We start from the raw sequence: 18,013 nt of genomic DNA, 5'->3' as shown, positions 1-18,013 counted from the left end.
TTCGTTGGCGGGTGCGGGTTCGTGGGGGCTGGTCGCGCAGTTCCCCGCGCCCCCAAGAGAGACAACGGACTCGGAGGAGTTGAGTGCTCATGCTCGATCACGTCATCAAGGGCGCGACCGTCGTGGACGGGACCGGTGCGGCCGCCATTACCGCCGACGTGGGCATCAAGGACGGGCGAATCGCCGTCGTCGGCGAGGTCACCCAGGAAGCGCGCACCAGTGAGGACGCGCACGGCCTCGTCCTCGCGCCCGGCTTCGTCGATCCCCATACCCACTACGACGCCCAGCTCTTCTGGGACCCGTACGCCACGCCCTCGCTCAACCACGGGGTCACCACCGTCGCGGGTGGGAACTGCGGGTTCACGCTCGCGCCGTTGAACCCGGAACGTCCCGAGGACGCCGACTACACGCGCCGCATGATGTCGAAGGTCGAGGGCATGGCGCTGGTGGCGCTGGAGGAGGGGGCGCCGTGGAGCTGGCGTTCCTTCGGGGAGTATCTGGATGCCCTGGAGGGGCGGATCGCGGTCAACGCCGGGTTCATGGTGGGGCACTGTGCGCTGCGGCGGTATGTGATGGGGCCACAGGCGGTGGGCGGGCAGCCGAGTGCGGAGCAGCTCGCCGACATGGTGCGGTTGCTGCGTGCGGCCATGGACGCCGGCGCCTGGGGGTTCTCCACCACCCAGTCGACCAGTCACTCCGACGGGGACGGGCAGCCGGTGGCCTCCCGGCATGCCGGGCCGGCCGAACTGCTCGCGCTGTCGCGGGCCGTCGGTGAGCACGAGGGCACGCAGATCGAGGCGATCGTCGCGGGCTGTCTGGATCAGTTCAGCGACGCCGAGATCGATCTGTTCGTGGAGATGAGCGCGGTGGCGGGGCGGCCGCTGAACTGGAACGTGCTGACGGTCGACGCGGCCGTCCCCGAGCGCGTGCCCCGGCAGCTCCTCGCCAGTGAGCAGGCCCGTAAGGCGGGCGGCCGGGTCGTGGCGCTGACCATGCCGATCCTCACGCCGATGAACATGTCGCTGGGTACGTTCTGCGCGCTGAACCTGATCCCCGGGTGGGGGCCGGTGCTCGCGCTGCCCGTGCCCGAGCGGATCGAGAAGCTGCGCGATCCGGCCGTGCGGGCGGAGCTGCTGCGCCGCGCTCAGTCGAAGGAGGCGGGTGTCTTCCGGCGGCTCTCCCACTTCGGGCGGTACGTCATCGGCGACACCTACAGCGACGCGAACGCCGGGCTGACCGGGCGCGTGGTGAGGGACATCGCCGAGGAGCGCGGCCAGGAGCCCTTCGAGTGCCTGGTGGAGATCTGCGCCGCCGACGGGCTGCGTACGGTCCTGTGGCCGATGCCGACCGACAACGACCCGGCGTCCTGGGCGCTGCGGGCGGAGACCTGGCAGCACGAGGACGTGCTGCTCGGCGGGTCCGACGCGGGCGCCCATCTGGACCGGATGTGCGGGGCGCCGTACACGACCCGGTTCCTCGGGGACTGCCTGCGGGGCCGGAAGCTGGTCGGTCTGGAGCAGGCCGTGAAGATGCTGACCGACGATCCGGCCAGGCTCTTCGGGCTGCGGGAGCGGGGGCGGGTGCGGGAGGGCTGGCACGCTGACCTCGTCCTGTTCGACCCGGACCGGATCGACGCGGGCCCGGCCACCCTGGTGCACGACCTGCCGGGTGACAGCCCGCGGCTGGACTCCCGGGCGCTCGGCGTACGGGCCGTGTGGGTCAACGGCGTCGAGGCGATCCGGGACGACGTGGTGACCGGTGCCGTACCCGGCCGCGTGCTGCGCTCCGGTCGGGACACGGAGACGGTGAGCACCAGGTGACGACGCGGGTGACGGCACGGGAGGCCGCACGGCGGTCGACCGGGGCGGCGGTGCGGGTGATGACGCGGGAGGCCGCATGGGGGCCGACCGGGTCGGCGGTGCGGGAGACGACAGAGGCGACCGCACGGGGGCGACAGGGGTGACGACACGAGCGGCGACACGGGCCACCGCACGCCAGGCGTTGTTCGTCGGCGGCTCCTGGGCGGAGCCGGACGGCGGGCACTACGAGGTGATCGACCCGGCGACCGAGGAGACCGTCGGGTGGGCGCCCGAGGCCTCGCGGGATCAGGTGCTCGCGGCCTGTGCCGCGGCCCGCGAGGCCTTCGGGCCGTGGTCACGGACCTCCCCGGAGGAACGGGCCGCGGTCCTCGGCCGGGCGGCGCGGATCATCGCCGGCCGCATCGGGGAGTACGCGGAGCTGGCCCGGGCGGAGACGGGTGCGACCACGGCCACCGCACGCGCCATGCAGGTCGGCGTCGCCGCCGCCCGCTTCCGGCGCTACGCGCGCGTGGAGCCCGCCGAGTGGGCCATCCAGCCGCAGATCAACGAGGCCGGGCCGATGGGCAGGGCGGGCGTGATGGGCGCCCTGGCCGTCCGCCAGCCCGTCGGGGTCGTCACCTGCGTCACCTCGTACAACAACCCCTGGGCCAACCCGGCCGGCAAGATCGCCCCGGCCCTGGCCATGGGCAACACGGTGGTGGTGAAACCCGCCCCGCAGGACCCGCTGTCGGTCTACCGGATGGCGGAGGCGCTGGAGGCGGCGGGCGTGCCGCCGGGCGTGGTGAACGTGGTCAGCGGCTCGCGGACCGAGGTCGGTGAGGCGGCCGTGGAGTCGCCGGACGTCGACATGGTCAGCTTCACCGGCTCGACGGCCGTCGGGCAGCGCATCGCCGAGGTGTGCGGGCGCGGCATGAAACGGCAGTTGATGGAACTGGGCGGCAAGGGCGCGGCGGTCGTCTTCGACGACGCGGACCTCGGATCGGCCGTGGCCGGGATCGGGACCACCTTCTCCTTCTACAGCGGCCAGATCTGCACGGCACCGACGCGGGTGCTGGCCCAGCGTGGGGTGTACGACCGTCTGGTCGAGCAACTGGCCGCCTATGCGAGCCGGTTGAAGGTCGGCGACCCGAGGGAGCGGGACACGGTGGTGGGTCCGGTGATCTCGGCGGCACACCGGGACCGCGTGGAGTCGTACGTCGAACTGGGCCGGAAGGAAGGCGCGGTGGTGGTCGCGGGCGGTGAACGTCCGGACCTGCCCAAGGGCTTCTACGTCCCTCCGACCCTGCTCGCCGACTGCACCAACGACATGTGCGTGGCCCGCGAGGAGATCTTCGGCCCGGTCGTGGTCGTCATCCCCTTCGACGACGAGGAGGAGGGTGTGGAACTGGCCAACGACACCGACTACGGCCTCATCGACTACGTCTGGTCGGGGGACGTGGCCCGCGCCTTCCGGGTGGCGCGGCGGCTGCGGGCCGGCGGGGTCGGGGTCAACACCGTCGGCCGCAACATGGAGGCCCCCTTCGGCGGCTTCAAGAAGAGCGGGGTCGGCAGGGACGTCGGCTCGTACGCCCTGCACGCGTACAGCGAGGTGCAGGCGATCGTGTGGCCGGGCTGACGCCTCTCAGGTGTCCAGGTCCACCCGCACCGTCAGCAGGTTCGTCCCGAAGGCCCGCACGCCCAGGCCGTTGAAGCGGGGCAGCCGCCGCAGCCGCGCCACCGGATCGTCGTCCGGCACCAGTTGAGCGGTCTCGGTGTGCCACCGCCCCCGGATCCGCACCCGTACCCGCGGATCGGCCTGGATGTTGCGGACGTACTGCGACCGCTCACCGAACTCCGACACCAGCCAGAAGGCGCCCCCGACGCGCCGCCCGCCCACCGGCGTCAGCCGGGGCAGCCCGGAGACGCGGCCCTTCGTCTCGATGACCGTCTGGAGGGGGAGGCGGCGCAGCAGCGGATTGATCCGGCGCTGGAAGGCCGTGGCGCCACGGAACCTGATGTCGGCGAGGCGGGACATCGTCAGTGGACTCCTTCGTAGGTGGCTGAGGGCAGGGTGCCCATCTGATCACCGCTCGCGGCTGGCCACCAGCAGCGCACGGGTCCAGGCCGCCAGCCGGCCGACCATCGTGAGCGCGTGCCCCGTACGCGACCGGAGGAAGGGCAGGAAGATCAGGGCGGGCACGAAGGCCAGGGTCACGACGAGCACGGGGACGAGCGCGAACAGGACGAGCAGGACACGCTGCGCCCAGCGGGCGCCGACGAGGAGACCGGTCCAGCGGGTAGGCATGTGGGGGTTCCCTTCGAGTCGCGGCTTCGAGCCGACGAGCGATCGATGCCGGAACCCTCCGTCCTGTCGGGTACGTTGCGAAAGGCGCACCATGGTGCCAGGACCGAGTCAACACTTCGGGGGGACGCCTTGACCGTCGTGGCCCGCAATTCCGGGAATTCATCGGAGATCGAACGCGGTGAGGTGCCCGAACTTGCCGAGCTCGGCACCATGTTGAAGGAGCTGTTCAACACGCTGGGCATCAGCCAGCGGCAGTACGCGAAACGGATCAGCCTCGATCCGTCGGTGGTCTCGCGCGCCTTCGGCGGCCGGCGGATGCCCACCAAGCACTTCATCGAGCAGCTGATCTCCGAGGTCGAGGCCGAACGCGGTGGTTCCGTCACACCGGCGGCCAGGGACGCGATCCACGCCAAGTGGCTCACGGCGCTGAAGGAGACCGACCCCTCCGAGTTCCGGCTGGAGAGTCTGCGCGGGGAGTTGGCGAGGTCCCGGCGTGACACCGAGCGGGCGAACCGCAATGTCGAGGCCCTGCACCTTCTGTTGCAGCAGCGGGAGGCGCAGGCCCATGACGCCGCCAGGGATCTGGCCCAGCTCCAGCTGGACTGGAGTGCCGAGCGGGCCGATGCCGCCGGTGCACGGGGCGAGCTGAGCAGGGAGCAGGCATCCCTGTCCGCCTCGCGTGAGGTGCTGTTACGCGAGATCGAGCAGCTGAAGAGGGACCTTCAGGAGGCTGAGCGACTCCGTTCCGAGGCGGAGGAGCACAGCCGCGAGCTGCGGGAGCGTGTCCTGCGCCTGGAGGAGGAACTGGCGGAGCGCGGGGCGGCGGGCGCGATCCCGCTGGAGGTGTTCAAGGGCCAGTTGCTGCGGATGTGGGAAGAGGAGAACTTTCCCGAGGCGTCGCGGGATCTGACGGAGGCGGCGTGGTCGCGGCCGCTGGACGAGGTGCTGGATCTGCTGGCGTGGCTGGCGCAGAGGAAGGACCGGGAGCATGTGAGCGCTCTTGTCTCCGACGTCGGCCGCCTGCGCCCGGCCCGGGACGTCCTGCGGATCGCCGCGGAGCTGCTGGCCAAAGCCTCGGGCCCGCCGGGAGCGGTGCTGGGCGAAACGACGGTCCAGGACGCGTGGGTGACGGCGGTGGCGTCCCGCATCACGGAGAGCAATGTCGCCGGCTACTACCAGGAGGTGCTGGCCCTCGAGGGGCCCAGCGGCTCGCTGAGCGACCGGATGCTGGCTGCCGCGGTGCGGCGCGCGACCACACCGTCCGAGGCCCTGGGACTGATCACCGCGGCCCTGACGGGCGGGGAGCCGTCCGGCGGCGGGCTCCACCTCACCATCGGTGCGGTGGCCGCGCCCTATCGCATCGCCGTCGACCCGGGCTTCCCGTTCCACGTGATGGCGGGGCTGATCGGCGCCGGTCTGAGCGACATGGCCGGGACCATCATGGTGCGGGTCAGCCGCCAGGACAGCCCGAAGCTCAGGCCCGCGGTGCCCGTGGCCCAGCGGTTCCACCGGGGCCTGCGAGAACTGGACGAACGGGCGCTCCGCGACCTGTTCGTGTTCCTCGTCGAGGAGGCCGACGACAGGCTGGTGGGAGCGGTCGCCGTGATGATGTACTTCGGGGCCGACGGCGACCTCTCCCTGTTCGACCGGCTGCTGAAGGAGCTGGAGGCCAGAGTCGAAGACCTGCTCGAGGCGATGATGAGCCGCTGGAGCCCCGACCTGTTCGAGTACGTGGTGCGCCGTGTCAGCGCCCCAGGAACACCGGATTCGTGAACGCCGCCAGCGGCCCCGGCAGCGGACCTGCCGCCGCCTCGTGCCGCAGTTCCGCCCGTACGTACGCCGCGTACGACGGCGTCGTGCGCCACTCCACGACCCCCGCACCCGCCACCGGCAGCGGCGCGCTCGTGTGCAGCACGCCCTGGTCGGTGACGAAGCGGACCGTGCAGCGCGGGGCGCCCGTGACCTCCAGGCGGACGGTGACCGGGGTGTCGCGGCCGACGGCGAGCCGCTCGCCGATGCCCGCGTGTTCGCCGCGCCCGCCGGACGCCCGGAACGACAGTGCGAGCCTGGCGGACTCGGCGATGTACGACCGCCCGGCCCGGATGCCCTCCTGGATCGCCTGACGGGTCAGGTCGTCGGCCAGGACGACCGTCTGGGGGCTGCCGACGGCGTCCGGGTCGCGGTGGGCGTCGCTGCTGCCCATCGCCGGGATCCAGCCGCGTTCGCCCCGCACGGACGCCACGAGCATGCTGTCCCAGTCGGCCAGCGTCACCTCGTCGTCGGGCGTGTAGGGGCCGTTCCACACCTCCACCGCGTCCGCCTCGCCGAAGCCGAACTTCCAGTTGCAGCCGACGCAGGTCGCGTGCGGATGGGCCGGGACGACCAGGCCGCCGGCGCGGCGGATCTGGCGGGCGAAGCGGCCGAAGCGGTTGTCGCGGGCACGGTAGCGCCAGTCGATGAAGGTGCCCGGGTCGGTGCCGAGTGCCACCACGTGCCCGTTCCGCGTGGTGATCTCCTCGCCCAGCATGACCAGCAGGTCGTCCCCGGCCACATCCGCCCAGTGCGCGTGCGCCGAGTGCGTGTTGTGGTCGGAGGAGTTGATGAAGTCCAGCCCCGCCGCCCGCGCCAGGGCCCCGATCTCGGCGGGAGTGCGGCGGCCGTCGGAGTACCAGGAGTGGAGGTGGCAGTCGCCCCGGTACCAGGCACGCCCCCGCCCCTTGGCCCGCTCGGGCGGATACACCGGCCGGGTGGCCTCGCCCGGCTCGCCGTACGTCAGGGTGATCGTGATCTCGTACGCCAGGCCCTGCGGGGCGACCGTGTACGGGCCGAGCGCGATGTGCCAGGTGCCCTCGCGCACCGGGCCCGGGAGGTAGCCGGGCGTCGCGTCGTCGGCGCGGAGGAAGAACTCGGTGCGCGCCCCGCCCGACCAGCCCCGGAAGCCCCGGCCGCCGAGTTCGGTGCCGCGGTCGTCGAAGACGCCGATGTCGAGGGCGTTGCCCGTGGTCCCGGCCGGGACGGACGGCCGGTCGTAGGTGTAGGCGACCTTGATCTCCCGGACCCCGGCCGGGACCTCGACGGGCACGTACACGAAGTCGGGGGAGCCGGGCGGCAGGGTGCCCCGCACCGTTCTGGTCTCCTGGTCCCCGTCGGCCGCTGAAGCGAAGCTCACGCTTCCCAACGTAAGCGCGGCGGCGGCTCCCGTCACGAACAGAGCGCGTCGGGCGAGCCCGCAGTGGTTGTCCTCGCACATGCTGCTGCTCCCAAGGTGTCGTCGGTGACAAGGCATGGGTGGTGCAGGGGTTGGTGCGTGCAACCGTTGTATTCAGCCGTGAACTCGCGGACAAGGGAAGGGGGTCCGGCGGCGGGCGGCAGCCGAACAGGCCGCGCGGGCCGGGGACTTCAGGTGGTGAGGCCGGCGTCGCGGGCCAGCAGGGCCGCCTGCACCCGGTTGGTGACCTCCAGCGCGGCGAGGACGCGGCTGACGTGGGCCTTGACGGTGCTCTCGCGCATGCCGAGCCGGGCGGCGATGTCGGCGTTGGTCTCCCCCTGGGCGAGCAGGGCCAGCACGTCGCGTTCCCGGGGTGTGAGCCGGTCGAGGCCGGCCCGGGCGGCGGTCGCCCGCGGCCCGCCCGACCGGTGGTAGCGGTCGATGAGGCGGCGGGCGGCGCTGGGGTGGAGCATCGCCGAGCCGGCGGCGACGAGGTGGACGGCGCGCAGGATCTCGGCCGGGTCGGTGTCCTTCAGGAGGAAGCCGTCGGCCCCGGCCGCGAGGGCGTCGTAGACGTACTCGTCGAGATCGAAGGTCGTCAGCGTGATCACCCTCGGCGGGTGGGGCAGGGCGCGCAGCCGGGCGGTGGCCGTGATGCCGTCCATGCGGGGCATGCGGACATCGACCAGGGCGACGTCGGCGCGGTGCGCGGTGGCCTGCTCGACGGCGTGCAGTCCGTCGGAGGCCTGGGCGACGACCTCGATGCCCGGGTCCCCGTCGAGGAGGTCGGCCAGGCCCAGGCGGACCAGGGCGTCGTCGTCGGCGATCAGGACGCGGATCATGTGGGGATGCCGTTCTGTTCGACAGAGGTGGGGTGGGGGATGCGGGCGGCCAGCCGCCAGCTGCCCGCGCCGCTCGGCCCGGCATACAGGTCGCCGCCGAGGGCGGTGACCCGCTCGCGCAGCCCGACCAGCCCGAAACCGGACGCGACGGCGGGCCCGGCCGAGCTGCCGGGGGTGTTGGTGACCTCCACCGTGGTGGCGGGCGGCCGGTAGGTGACGCGGACGCGCACCGGGGCACCTCCGGCGTGCTTACGGGCGTTCGTCAACGCCTCCTGGACGAGACGGTAGACGGCCAGCCGGTGCGCGGCGGGAGCCTCCTCGGGCTGCCCGGCCCTCTCCAATTCGGCCTGTTGCCCCGCTGCCCGCGCCTGCTCGACCAGCTCGTCCACATCGCGCAGGACGGGGACGGGAGCGGCTTCGACGGGCTCGGCCCCGGGATCGCGCAGGGCGCCGAGGACGTCGCGGAGATCGGCCAGGGCCTCGGTGGAGGCGGTACGCAGCAGGGTCAGGCGTTCCACGACCGGCTCGGGCAGCGGCTCGCTCCTGGTCGTCAGGACACCCGTGTGCAGGGCGATCAGGCTCAGGCGGTGTGCCAGTACGTCGTGCATCTCGGCGGCGATCCGGGACCGCTCGGCGGACCGGGCGGCCTCCTCGCGCAGCTCCCGTTCGACGCGCAGGTGCTCGACCTGGTCGTTCAGTGCCTTCAGCAGCCGGCGGCGGTTGCCCACCCACAGGCCGACGACGAGGACCAGCAGCACGAACAGGGCGGAGCCGATCGGCTGCGGGGTCCGCAGCGACGCCTCGGAAGGGACGATCATGCCGGCGCCGAGCGCGGTCGCGGCGAAGCCCGCAGCCCATCGGACCCGCTGCTGCTCGGCCAGGTCGAACAGCGCGACGAGGAGCAGCACCAGCAGCGGCCACCCCCACAGCCCGGTCGCCACGATCGCGATCCCGGCCGGGACGTACCAGGGCAGCCGCCGCACCAGCAGGGCCGCCCCGCACAGCACCGCCGCGACGGTGGCCGGAATCAGATACCGGCCACCGGCCGTGTTGGCGCTGTTCAGCACGGCGAGGGCGGTCAGCGGCACGACCAGGCACCAGCGCCCGAGGGTGCCCCACCGGAAGCCATCTCTCCGTTTCACCCATCGGATCCTAGGCGGCCACGGTCCGCCCGCCGTACGACCTCAGTCCCCTTCTACCCCCTACTTTCGTAGGGGAAGACGGTCGCACAACGCATGATCTCCGGGCGCGGCCCGGTTCCTAGCGTCAAAACCATGGCTCTACGAACCATGGACTGGACGTTCCTCACCGAAGCCGCCCGTGATCCGCGCACCACCGGCGCCGTCGCCCCCAGCGGCAAGGCCCTCGCCCGTGCGCTGACCGACCCGGTGCGCACCTGGGCCCAAGGGCCGCTGACCGTACTGGAGGCGGGCGCCGGGACCGGGGCGGTCACCCGCGCCCTGATACCCCAACTGCACCCGGGCAGCAGCCTGGACGTCGTCGAGGCCAACCCGCGCTTCGCCGACCGGCTGCGCCGCCTCGTCGACACCCACCCGCACCTGGCCGGGAAGCCCGAGCGGGTTCGCGTCCACCGCTCCTACGTCGAGGACCTCCCCGGTGAACAGCGCTACGACGTGATCGTCTCCGGCCTGCCCCTGACCAACTTCACCCCTGACGGCGTCGAAGCGATCATGGCCCGCTACCTGGAGCTGCTGCACCCCGGCGGCACCCTGACCTACTTCGCCTACCTGGGCACCCGGTCCGCCCGCACCCTGCTGTCCTCCCGCGCGCAGACCCGGAGGCACCGTGCCGTCGAGGAGGTCATGGCGTCCTACCAGCGCCGGTACGCCACCGGCCGCTGGTCGGTGTGGGCGAACCTTCCGCCGGCCAGGGTCTGGCAGTTGCGCAAGCCGTGCCGTGCCGGGCGGGAAGAGCGGGGCGAGCCGCATGCCGTCACCGGAACCGGCCGGTGACCGTCCCCTCGGACCTCCTCGGTCACCTCCCCGCCACCGCCGCCTACGTGGTGCTGGCCGCCGCGGTGCTGGCCGAGTCCGTCCTGCTGCTCGGCGCCTTCGTCCCCAGCCTCGGCCTGTTGCTGGCGGCGGGGGCGCTGGCCCGCACCGGGCCTCTGAGCCTGCCCCTGGTCATCGGTGTCACCACGGCCGCGGCGGTGACCGGTGACTTCCTCGCCCACCGCACCGGAGCCCTGCTGGGCGACCGCCTGCGCACGGGGAACCTGGGCAGCCGCATCCCGGCCGCCGCCTGGCGGCAGGCCGAGACCCAGATGGATCGCCGCGGTGGCGGAGCCGTCTTCCTGGCCCGCTTCCTCCCGGTGGTCCGCACCCTCACCCCGCACCTCGCGGGCGCCACCCGCCTGCCCTACCACCGCATCGCGCCCTACAGCACCGCCGCCGCTGCCCTGTGGGCCACCGCCGAGACCGGCATCGGCTATGCGGCACTCGCCACGGTCACCTGAAAGTCCGACCAGTCGGTATGGACACCTGGGGTGCCCTCGGGTAGAGATGGGCCATGCGCATCGCCGTAACGATCTTCCTCACCGACGAGACGATCACCCCGACCCGGCTCGCCCGGGAGCTGGAGGGCCGCGGTTTCGCCGGGCTGTATCTGCCCGAGCACACGCACATCCCCGTCGAACGGACCACCCCGTACCCGGCGGGCGGCGAGCTGCCGCGCGAGTACGGCCGTACCCTCGACCCGTTCGTGGCGCTCGGCCAGGCCGCCGCCGTCACCGAGCGGCTCGGTCTCGGCACGGGCATCACGCTCGTCGCCCAGCACGATCCGATCGACCTGGCCAAGCAGGTCGCGACCCTGGACCATCTGTCCGGCGGCCGGTTCACCCTCGGGCTCGGCTTCGGCTGGAACGTCGAGGAGGCCGCCGACCACGGCGTACGGTGGCAGACCCGGCGCGAGCTGGGCCGGGACCGGGTGGCGCTGATGCGGGCGCTGTGGTCGGAGGAACCGGTCGCGTACGAGGGGGAGTTCGGCGGTGTCCGGGCCAGCCACGCGCACCCCAAGCCCGTGCAGAAGCCGCGCGGCCCCGTCGTGGGCCCGCGCACGCTGCTCGGCGGGGCCGCCGGGCCCAAGCTGTTCGCCCACATCTGCGAGTACGCCGACGGCTGGCTGCCCATCGGCGGCCGTGGCCTCTCCGAATCCCTGCCCCGGCTGCGCACGGCCTGGACCGAAGCGGGCCGTGACCCCGAGGCCCTCCAGGTGGTTCCGTACGCCGTCCACCCGACCCCGGGCAAGCTCGCCCACTACGCCGGCCTCGGCATCGAGGAGGTCGTGGTGCAGCTGCCGCCGGCGGGGGAGGCCGAGGTGCTGAAGGCGCTGGACGCGTACCAGGAGTACCTCTGACAACTCCCCTTGCAGGGAGGCGAGTTCGCCGCTTGTGGAACAGATGTACAGGTGTGGCCACTCCGGCCTCGCCGAGGCCGCATCCTCGCGCGCGGGGCGAACGACCGCGTCTCCACGGCGCTGTGCACCGGCGGCCCTTCCCAGCGCTGGCTTGTCTGGGCCGCCTGACGGCAGGCCCCGGCAGTGCGCCCGGAACGCTCAGTAAACTGCGGGCAAATGACCGGGTGGGATGAGCACCGGTGCGCGACCGACCATCGCGGCCGGCAGGTGCGACCCGCCCGGTTTCCAGCTGCCATGGGGGAAGCGTCATGAGGATTGCCTGGTTGGTCTGGCTTGTCCGGCACTTCAACGAATACGGCTACAGCCAAGGGTTGTCGCGTGCCGCGATCGGCACCCTGGCCGTGCTCGTGACCGCCGCGCTGGTCTGGTTCGCGCTGCACCGCAACAGGCCGGCAGCCGTAGCCGGCGCCGGGCTCACGTCCGCCCTGGGCATCGGGTGGCTGGCCTTCCACTGACGTGGCTCGCCCGGGTTGATCAGCGCACTCGTATGCTCGAAGGATGACGACTTCCGCGACCTCCGGAACGGGCCCCACCGAGAACTCCATGCGTCGCGCCCTGAAACGGGCCAGGGACGGCGTCTCCCTCGATGTCGCCGAGGCGGCGGTGCTGCTCCAGGCCCGGGGCGGGCAGCTGGAGGACCTGTCGGCCTCGGCCGCCCGGGTCCGGGACGCCGGCCTGGAGGCGGCCGGCCGGCCCGGTGTCATCACGTACTCGAAGAGCGTGTTCATCCCCCTGACCCGGCTGTGCCGGGACAAGTGCCACTACTGCACCTTCGTCACCGTCCCCGGCAAGCTGCGCCGCGAGGGCCACGGGATGTTCATGTCCCCGGACGAGGTCCTGGACATCGCCCGCAAGGGCGCCGCCCTCGGCTGCAAGGAAGCCCTCATCACCCTCGGCGACAAGCCCGAGGACCGCTGGCCCGAGGCGCGCGAGTGGCTCGACGCCCACGGCTACGACGACACCCTCGCCTACGTACGGGCCATCTCCATCCGGATCCTGGAGGAGACGGGCCTGCTGCCCCATCTGAACCCGGGCGTCATGAGCTGGACCGACTTCCAGCGCCTGAAGCCGGTGGCGCCCAGCATGGGCATGATGCTGGAGACGACCGCGACCCGGCTCTGGTCCGAGCCGGGCGGTCCCCACCACGGCTCTCCCGACAAGGAACCCGCCGTGCGCCTGCGGGTGCTGGAGGACGCCGGGCGGTCCTCCGTCCCCTTCACCTCCGGGGTCCTCATAGGCATCGGCGAGACCTTCGAGGAGCGCGCCGAGTCGCTGTTCGCGCTGCGGAAGGTGACCCGGGCCTACCACGGCGTCCAGGAGCTGATCATCCAGAACTTCCGTGCCAAGCCGGACACCGCGATGCGCGGCATGCCGGACGCGGAACTGGACGAGCTGGTCGCCACGGTGGCCGTCGCCCGGCTGCTGATGGGCCCGTCGGGCTGCATCCAGGCCCCGCCCAACCTCGTCGACGACGAGTACGAGCGGCTGATCGGCGCCGGTATCGACGACTGGGGCGGGGTGTCCCCGCTGACCATCGACCACGTCAACCCCGAGCGCCCCTGGCCGCAGATCGAGCAGCTCGCCGAGAAGTCCCGGGCGGCCGGGTTCGAGCTGCGGGAACGGCTCTGCGTGTACCCGGAGTTCGTGCGGCGCGGCGAGCCGTGGCTGGACCCGCGGCTGCGCCCGCACGTGGCGGCGCTGGCCGACCCGGAGACCGGGCTGGCGCGCCCCGACGCCCTTCCGCGGGGCCTGCCGTGGCAGGAGCCGGAGGAGGTCTTCACGGCGTCCGGCCGCACCGACCTGCACTCCGCGATCGACACCGAGGGCCGTACCTCCGACCGCCGGGACGACTTCGACGAGGTGTACGGCGACTGGGGCGCCCTGCGCGAGGCCGCTGTCCCGGGCATGGCGCCGCAGCGCATCGACACGGACGTACGCGAGGCCCTGCGCACGGCCGCCGACGACCCCACGAAGCTCACCGACGACGAGGCGCTGGCCCTGCTGCACGCGGACGGACCGGCGCTGGACGCCCTCGCCCGGGTCGCCGACGACGTACGGAAGTCGGCCGTCGGTGACGACGTCACCTACATCGTCACCCGCAACATCAACTTCACCAACGTCTGCTACACGGGCTGCCGCTTCTGCGCCTTCGCCCAGCGCCGCACGGACGCCGACGCCTACACCCTCTCCCTCGACCAGGTCGCCGACCGGGCCCAGCAGGCCTGGGACGTCGGCGCGGTGGAGGTCTGCATGCAGGGCGGCATCCACCCGGACCTGCCCGGCACGGCGTACTTCGACATCGCGCGGGCCGTGAAGGAACGCGTCCCCGGCATGCATGTGCACGCCTTCTCGCCGATGGAGGTCGTCAACGGCGCGACCCGCACCGGCATGTCGATCCGCGAGTGGCTGAGCGCCGCCAAGGAAGCCGGCCTGGACACCATCCCGGGCACGGCCGCGGAGATCCTCGACGACGAGGTCCGCTGGATCCTCACCAAGGGCAAACTGCCCGCCGCGGACTGGATCGAGGTCGTGACGACGGCCCACGAGCTGGGCATCCGGTCGTCCTCGACGATGATGTACGGCCATGTCGACCAGCCCCGCCACTGGCTCGGGCACCTGCGCACCCTCGCGGGCATCCAGCAGCGCACGGGCGGCTTCACCGAGTTCGTGACGCTGCCGTTCGTGCACACCAACGCGCCGGTGTACCTGGCGGGGATCGCCCGTCCGGGCCCGACCATGCGGGACAACCGCGCGGTCACGGCCATGGCCCGGCTGCTGCTGCACCCGCACATCCCCAACATCCAGACCAGCTGGGTGAAGCTGGGCACCGAGGGCGCCGCCGAGATGCTCCGCTCCGGCGCGAACGATCTGGGCGGCACGCTCATGGAGGAGACGATCTCCCGTATGGCGGGCTCGTCGTACGGCTCGTACAAGTCGGTCAAGGACCTCATCGCGGTGGCCGACGCCGCGGGCCGCCCGTCGAAGCCCCGGAACACCCTCTACGGGGACATCCCGCAGGAGCGGCAGCAGGCGGCCCAGGCGTCGGACGGTCATCTGCCGGAGCTGCTGCCGGTCCTGGACTGAGGGCCTGCCCGGGCTGGCGGCCTGCCGGGCTGACGGTCTGGCGGACCGCCGGCGTGCCCGGGCTGAGGGTCTGGCGGTCTGCCGGGGCCGACGGCCTGGCCGGGCGGCCTGATGGCCTGAGGGCCGGGCGGTCTGCCCGGGCTGACGGTCTGGCGGTCTGGCGGACCGCCGGCGTGCCCGGGCCGAGGGCCTGGTGGCCTGCCGGGGCTGACGGTCTGACGGGCTGAGGGCCTGCCGGGGCTGACGGACTGGCAGCCTGCCGACCGACGGTCTACTGGCCCCCGGCATCCGCCGGCTGATGCGCCGGCAAGGCGCGGTCGGCCCGGGTGCCGGGGCTCTTCGGTGGCGTGGGCGGCGCGTCCCGGCCCAGCCACAGCAGGAGCAGCCCGAGGGAGCAGGCGATCGCCGGCCAGTAGAGGTAGCGGAAGTCCGTCGCGGGCATGATCGGCAGATAGCCGAGGATGTAGGCCGCCGAGCTGATGCCCAGCGCCCGGACCGGCATCGAGAACAGGCCCGTGCCCGGGCGGACGGCCAGCACCAGCGCCACGGCGAGCCAGAACCAGCCGCGGAACAGCCACGGCAGGTCCCGGGCCATGCCGCGCACATACGTGCCGAGCATGTCCTCCAGCCGGGGATGCGCCACCTCGACGCCCAGGTCGTTGCGGGTGATCCCCGCTTTGTAGACGTAGCCGGTCTCGAACAGCAGACTCGCGAAGAGCCGCAGCCGGTACTGGAGATACCGCGGCACATGCCCGCTCATCTCGTCCAGCCACAGGGACGTGATCTCGCCCGAGTCCGAGCGCAGTCCGTCCGCCGGGCGCGCGTAGCAGGCCCAGTAGGCGTCCGACAGGGCGCCGACGCGTCTGCACTCCTCCGCGGCCGACACGAGCCGGTCCCTGAGGCCGGGTGACACGTCCGCCGACCGGAGTTCGTCCACCCGCAGGACGTGGACCAGGTCGTCGAGCATGATCTGCGCGCCCTGTTTCGTCTCCAGGGGCCGGGCGAACAGGGAGATGGCGGCGGCCGGCACGACCAGGGCCGCCAGAAGCGCCGCCGTGCACGTCACCCACGTACGGCGTCCGGGAGCGCGCCACAGCGCGAGGACCAGCAGGACGAAGACGGGGATCGCGGCGAAGAAGGCGTTCTTGCGCACCAGCATGGCGTACGCGAGGAACAGCACGCCCAGCCCGAGCAGCCCCCACCGCAGGGCGGGCCGGCGAAGGTCCCGGTCCCGCAGCCGCAGCCCGGTGAACGCGACCCCGCACGCGGCGAGCAGCGCGAACGCCGTGTGGACGTCCTTCCACACCACCCCGACGAACGTCAGCACGAAGGGGGTCAGCCCGAGGCCGAGCACGGCGAACGAACCGGCGCGGCTCCCGGTCAGCGCCCCGACGCACCAGGCCAGCACCCAGAGCGCCCCCCAGAAGAGAACGGACTGCAGGACGAGCATGGAGGCGATCGAGCCGGTCACGGCGATCAGCGCGCGCCACACCAGGCTCAGCACGGGCGGGTGCCAGTCGGTCAGGGGCAGCTTTCCCTCGGCCTGGCGGAGCTGGTCGAGGCTGTCGGGGCTCAGGTACCCGGGGGCGAAGACGAGGATGGTGGCCAGACAGCAGACCCCGGCGACGGCGGCCAGTGCCCAGAGCCGGCGCTGCTCACGTCCCCACATCCGTCCCATTAGTCCCATAAGTCGGATGCTAACGGTTCGTCGGACGGCGGCACGTCAGGGAGCGACGAAGACGTAGCGCCGATAGGCGTAGAAGCGGAACAGGGTCGCGAGCACCCAGCCGAAGATGCGGGCGGTGTTGTCGCTGAGCGCCGAGTCGAGCCCGAGCAGCTGCCGGGAGGCGTAGACCGTGCCCGCGGTGATGGCGAGCCCGACGCCGTTGGCCACGAGGAACAGGGCCAGTTCGCGGGTCACCTTCTCGCGGTGCTGGTCGCGGTAGGTCCAGTAACGGTTCCCGACCCAGCTGAAGAGGGCCGCAGCGCCCGTGGCGAGGACGGACGCCTGGACGGGAGCGGTCCCCATCGGCCCGCCCTCCGCGCCGCCGGGCAGGCCGAAGACGAGCAGGTTGTAGCCGCCGTTGTCCACGACGAAGGCCAGGGCCCCGACGACCCCGAACTTGGCGGCCTCCTGCCAGATGCCCTTGACGGCGTCACGCGCACGCAGCGCCACGGATGCGAGGACCGGCACACGGTGAGAGTAACGACCCGGCGTGCCCTCACCGCTCAGGCACGCTCATATCGCATGATTTCGTACTGTGTGATGAATTGCTCTGAGTGAGGAGTGGTCGTGGAACCGACGATCGCGTGTGTCGTGCCGTGTCACAACGAGGAGGCGGCCATCGGCAAGGTGGTCCGCGACCTGCGGGCGGCCCTCCCCGAGGCCGTCGTCTACGTGTACGACAACGCCTCCACCGACCGCACGGTGGAGATCGCCCGGGGAGCGGGCGCGATCGTCCGGGAGGAGCCCCGCAAGGGGAAGGGCAACGTCATCCGGCGCGCCTTCGCCGACGTCGACGCCGACGCCCTGCTCCTCATCGACGGCGACGACACCTACGACGCCGCACGCGCCCGGGACCTGGTGGACCTGCTCTTCGAGGGGCCCTACGACCAGGTCGTGGGCGCCCGCCGGGTGACGGTCGACGGGGCCTACCGGGCGGGACACGCGGTCGGCAACAAGCTGCTCACCGGGTCCGTGCGGTCCCTGTTCGGCAACGACGTGACCGACATGCTCAGCGGCTACCGGGTCTTCTCGCGGCGCTTCGTGAAGTCCTTCCCGGCGCTGGCGAGGGAGTTCGAGACGGAAACCGAGATGACGATCCACGCCCTGCATCTCCGCCTCCCCACCGCGGAGGTCGTCGTGGACTACCGGGTCCGGCCCGCCGGCGGCGAGAGCAAACTGCGCACCTACCGGGACGGCTGGCGCATCCTGCGGGTCATCCTCGACCTGGCGCGGCGCGAGCGCCCCTCGCTCGTCCACACCGTGATCGCGGGCGTGCTGGCCCTGGTCTCGGTCATCCTCGGCATCCCCGTCATCGCCGACTTCATCGAGACGGGCACCGTGCCCCGGGTCCCCACGGCCATCCTCGCCGCCGCCATCATGACGATCGCCGCCCTCGTCCTGCTCGTGGGCTACATCCTCGAGTCGCTCATGCACATGCGGCAGGAGCAGTCCCGGCTCGTGCATCTCTCCTACCCGGCCCCCGCCCGCACGCCGCGCTACACCGCCCACGGCGCCGGCACCGGCCCGGTACCGGTCCGCAAGCCTCCCTGAGGCCGCCGGGAGAGGGGCGCGCTCGCAGTACGATGATCGGAACCCCGGTTCTGTGCGGGGTCC

General features: G+C 72.4%; 16 protein-coding genes. 9 read left to right on the top strand and 7 right to left on the bottom strand.

The genetic code is table 11. The features are described from left to right. Positions 1-89 precede the first annotated feature (89 nt). Positions 90-1,820, top strand: coding sequence for a D-aminoacylase (locus OHU35_RS18380; RefSeq protein ID WP_359893516.1), 1,731 nt, complete (start codon positions 90-92; stop codon positions 1,818-1,820). A 76-nt stretch (positions 1,821-1,896) separates the two neighbouring features. After that, on the top strand, positions 1,897-3,435 hold the full coding sequence (locus OHU35_RS18375; protein ID WP_405506033.1) for an aldehyde dehydrogenase family protein: 1,539 nt from the start codon (positions 1,897-1,899) through the stop codon (positions 3,433-3,435). 6 nt (positions 3,436-3,441) lie between these two features. Here the strand turns inward: OHU35_RS18375 and OHU35_RS18370 are convergent, their stop codons facing one another. Both OHU35_RS18370 and OHU35_RS18365 read right to left on the bottom strand, forming a co-directional pair. Continuing rightward, on the bottom strand, positions 3,442-3,834 hold the full coding sequence (locus tag OHU35_RS18370) for a nitroreductase/quinone reductase family protein (protein ID WP_405506031.1): 393 nt from the start codon (positions 3,832-3,834) through the stop codon (positions 3,442-3,444). Positions 3,835-3,882: 48 nt separating this feature from the next. Beyond that, positions 3,883-4,104, bottom strand: coding sequence for a hypothetical protein (locus OHU35_RS18365; protein ID WP_189726950.1), 222 nt, complete (start codon positions 4,102-4,104; stop codon positions 3,883-3,885). A gap of 129 nt (positions 4,105-4,233) precedes the next feature. Between OHU35_RS18365 and OHU35_RS18360 the strand changes: the two genes are divergently transcribed. Beyond that, positions 4,234-5,877, top strand: a complete 1,644-nt coding sequence (locus OHU35_RS18360) for a hypothetical protein (protein ID WP_359893520.1) — start codon at positions 4,234-4,236, stop codon at positions 5,875-5,877. Here OHU35_RS18360 and OHU35_RS18355 read toward each other — a convergent pair. From OHU35_RS18355 to OHU35_RS18345, 3 genes are all read right to left on the bottom strand, one after another. After that, complete coding sequence (locus OHU35_RS18355) at positions 5,849-7,354, bottom strand: CehA/McbA family metallohydrolase (RefSeq protein ID WP_405506028.1); 1,506 nt, start codon at positions 7,352-7,354, stop codon at positions 5,849-5,851. The genes OHU35_RS18360 and OHU35_RS18355 overlap by 29 nt on opposite strands. Before the next feature lie 149 nt (positions 7,355-7,503). After that, positions 7,504-8,154: a response regulator transcription factor gene (locus OHU35_RS18350; RefSeq protein ID WP_189726947.1), complete on the bottom strand. Its 651-nt coding sequence runs from the start codon at positions 8,152-8,154 to the stop codon at positions 7,504-7,506. Then, positions 8,151-9,296, bottom strand: coding sequence for a sensor histidine kinase (locus OHU35_RS18345; protein ID WP_405506026.1), 1,146 nt, complete (start codon positions 9,294-9,296; stop codon positions 8,151-8,153). Before OHU35_RS18345 ends, OHU35_RS18350 begins: the two co-directional genes overlap by 4 nt. 132 nt (positions 9,297-9,428) lie before the next feature. Here OHU35_RS18345 and OHU35_RS18340 point away from each other — a divergent pair, with 132 nt between their 5' ends. From OHU35_RS18340 to OHU35_RS18320, 5 genes are all read left to right on the top strand, one after another. Beyond that, positions 9,429-10,127: a class I SAM-dependent methyltransferase gene (locus OHU35_RS18340; RefSeq protein WP_405506025.1), complete on the top strand. Its 699-nt coding sequence runs from the start codon at positions 9,429-9,431 to the stop codon at positions 10,125-10,127. Further along, positions 10,124-10,630, top strand: coding sequence for a VTT domain-containing protein (locus OHU35_RS18335; RefSeq protein ID WP_359893528.1), 507 nt, complete (start codon positions 10,124-10,126; stop codon positions 10,628-10,630). Before OHU35_RS18340 ends, OHU35_RS18335 begins: the two co-directional genes overlap by 4 nt. Positions 10,631-10,683: 53 nt before the next feature. Continuing rightward, positions 10,684-11,529 (top strand): LLM class F420-dependent oxidoreductase, encoded by an 846-nt coding sequence (locus OHU35_RS18330; RefSeq protein ID WP_359893530.1) that lies wholly within the window; start codon positions 10,684-10,686, stop codon positions 11,527-11,529. Positions 11,530-11,852: 323 nt separating this feature from the next. After that, complete coding sequence (locus OHU35_RS18325) at positions 11,853-12,044, top strand: hypothetical protein (RefSeq protein WP_405506022.1); 192 nt, start codon at positions 11,853-11,855, stop codon at positions 12,042-12,044. Between the two features lie 43 nt (positions 12,045-12,087). Then, a complete protein-coding gene (locus OHU35_RS18320; protein ID WP_233878609.1) occupies positions 12,088-14,673 on the top strand; it encodes a bifunctional FO biosynthesis protein CofGH in 2,586 nt (861 codons plus the stop codon). A gap of 271 nt (positions 14,674-14,944) precedes the next feature. Here the strand turns inward: OHU35_RS18320 and OHU35_RS18315 are convergent, their stop codons facing one another. Both OHU35_RS18315 and OHU35_RS18310 read right to left on the bottom strand, forming a co-directional pair. Then, the gene (locus OHU35_RS18315) at positions 14,945-16,360 is read right to left on the bottom strand and encodes a hypothetical protein (RefSeq protein WP_405506020.1); all 1,416 of its coding nucleotides are present in this window, start codon (positions 16,358-16,360) and stop codon (positions 14,945-14,947) included. 36 nt (positions 16,361-16,396) lie between these two features. Further along, the gene (locus tag OHU35_RS18310) at positions 16,397-16,867 is read right to left on the bottom strand and encodes a GtrA family protein (RefSeq protein ID WP_189726940.1); all 471 of its coding nucleotides are present in this window, start codon (positions 16,865-16,867) and stop codon (positions 16,397-16,399) included. Positions 16,868-16,960: 93 nt separating this feature from the next. On the opposite strand from OHU35_RS18310, the gene OHU35_RS18305 reads away from it, so the two are divergent. Then, positions 16,961-17,950, top strand: coding sequence for a glycosyltransferase family 2 protein (locus OHU35_RS18305; protein ID WP_405506018.1), 990 nt, complete (start codon positions 16,961-16,963; stop codon positions 17,948-17,950). Positions 17,951-18,013: the final 63 nt, after the last annotated feature.

Origin of the sequence: Streptomyces purpurascens (assembly GCF_045040895.1) — a bacterium.
Lineage (GTDB): Bacteria > Actinomycetota > Actinomycetes > Streptomycetales > Streptomycetaceae > Streptomyces > Streptomyces purpurascens.
The sequence above is the reverse complement of the archived record's forward strand: the minus strand, read 5'-3'. Positions and strand labels throughout refer to the sequence as shown.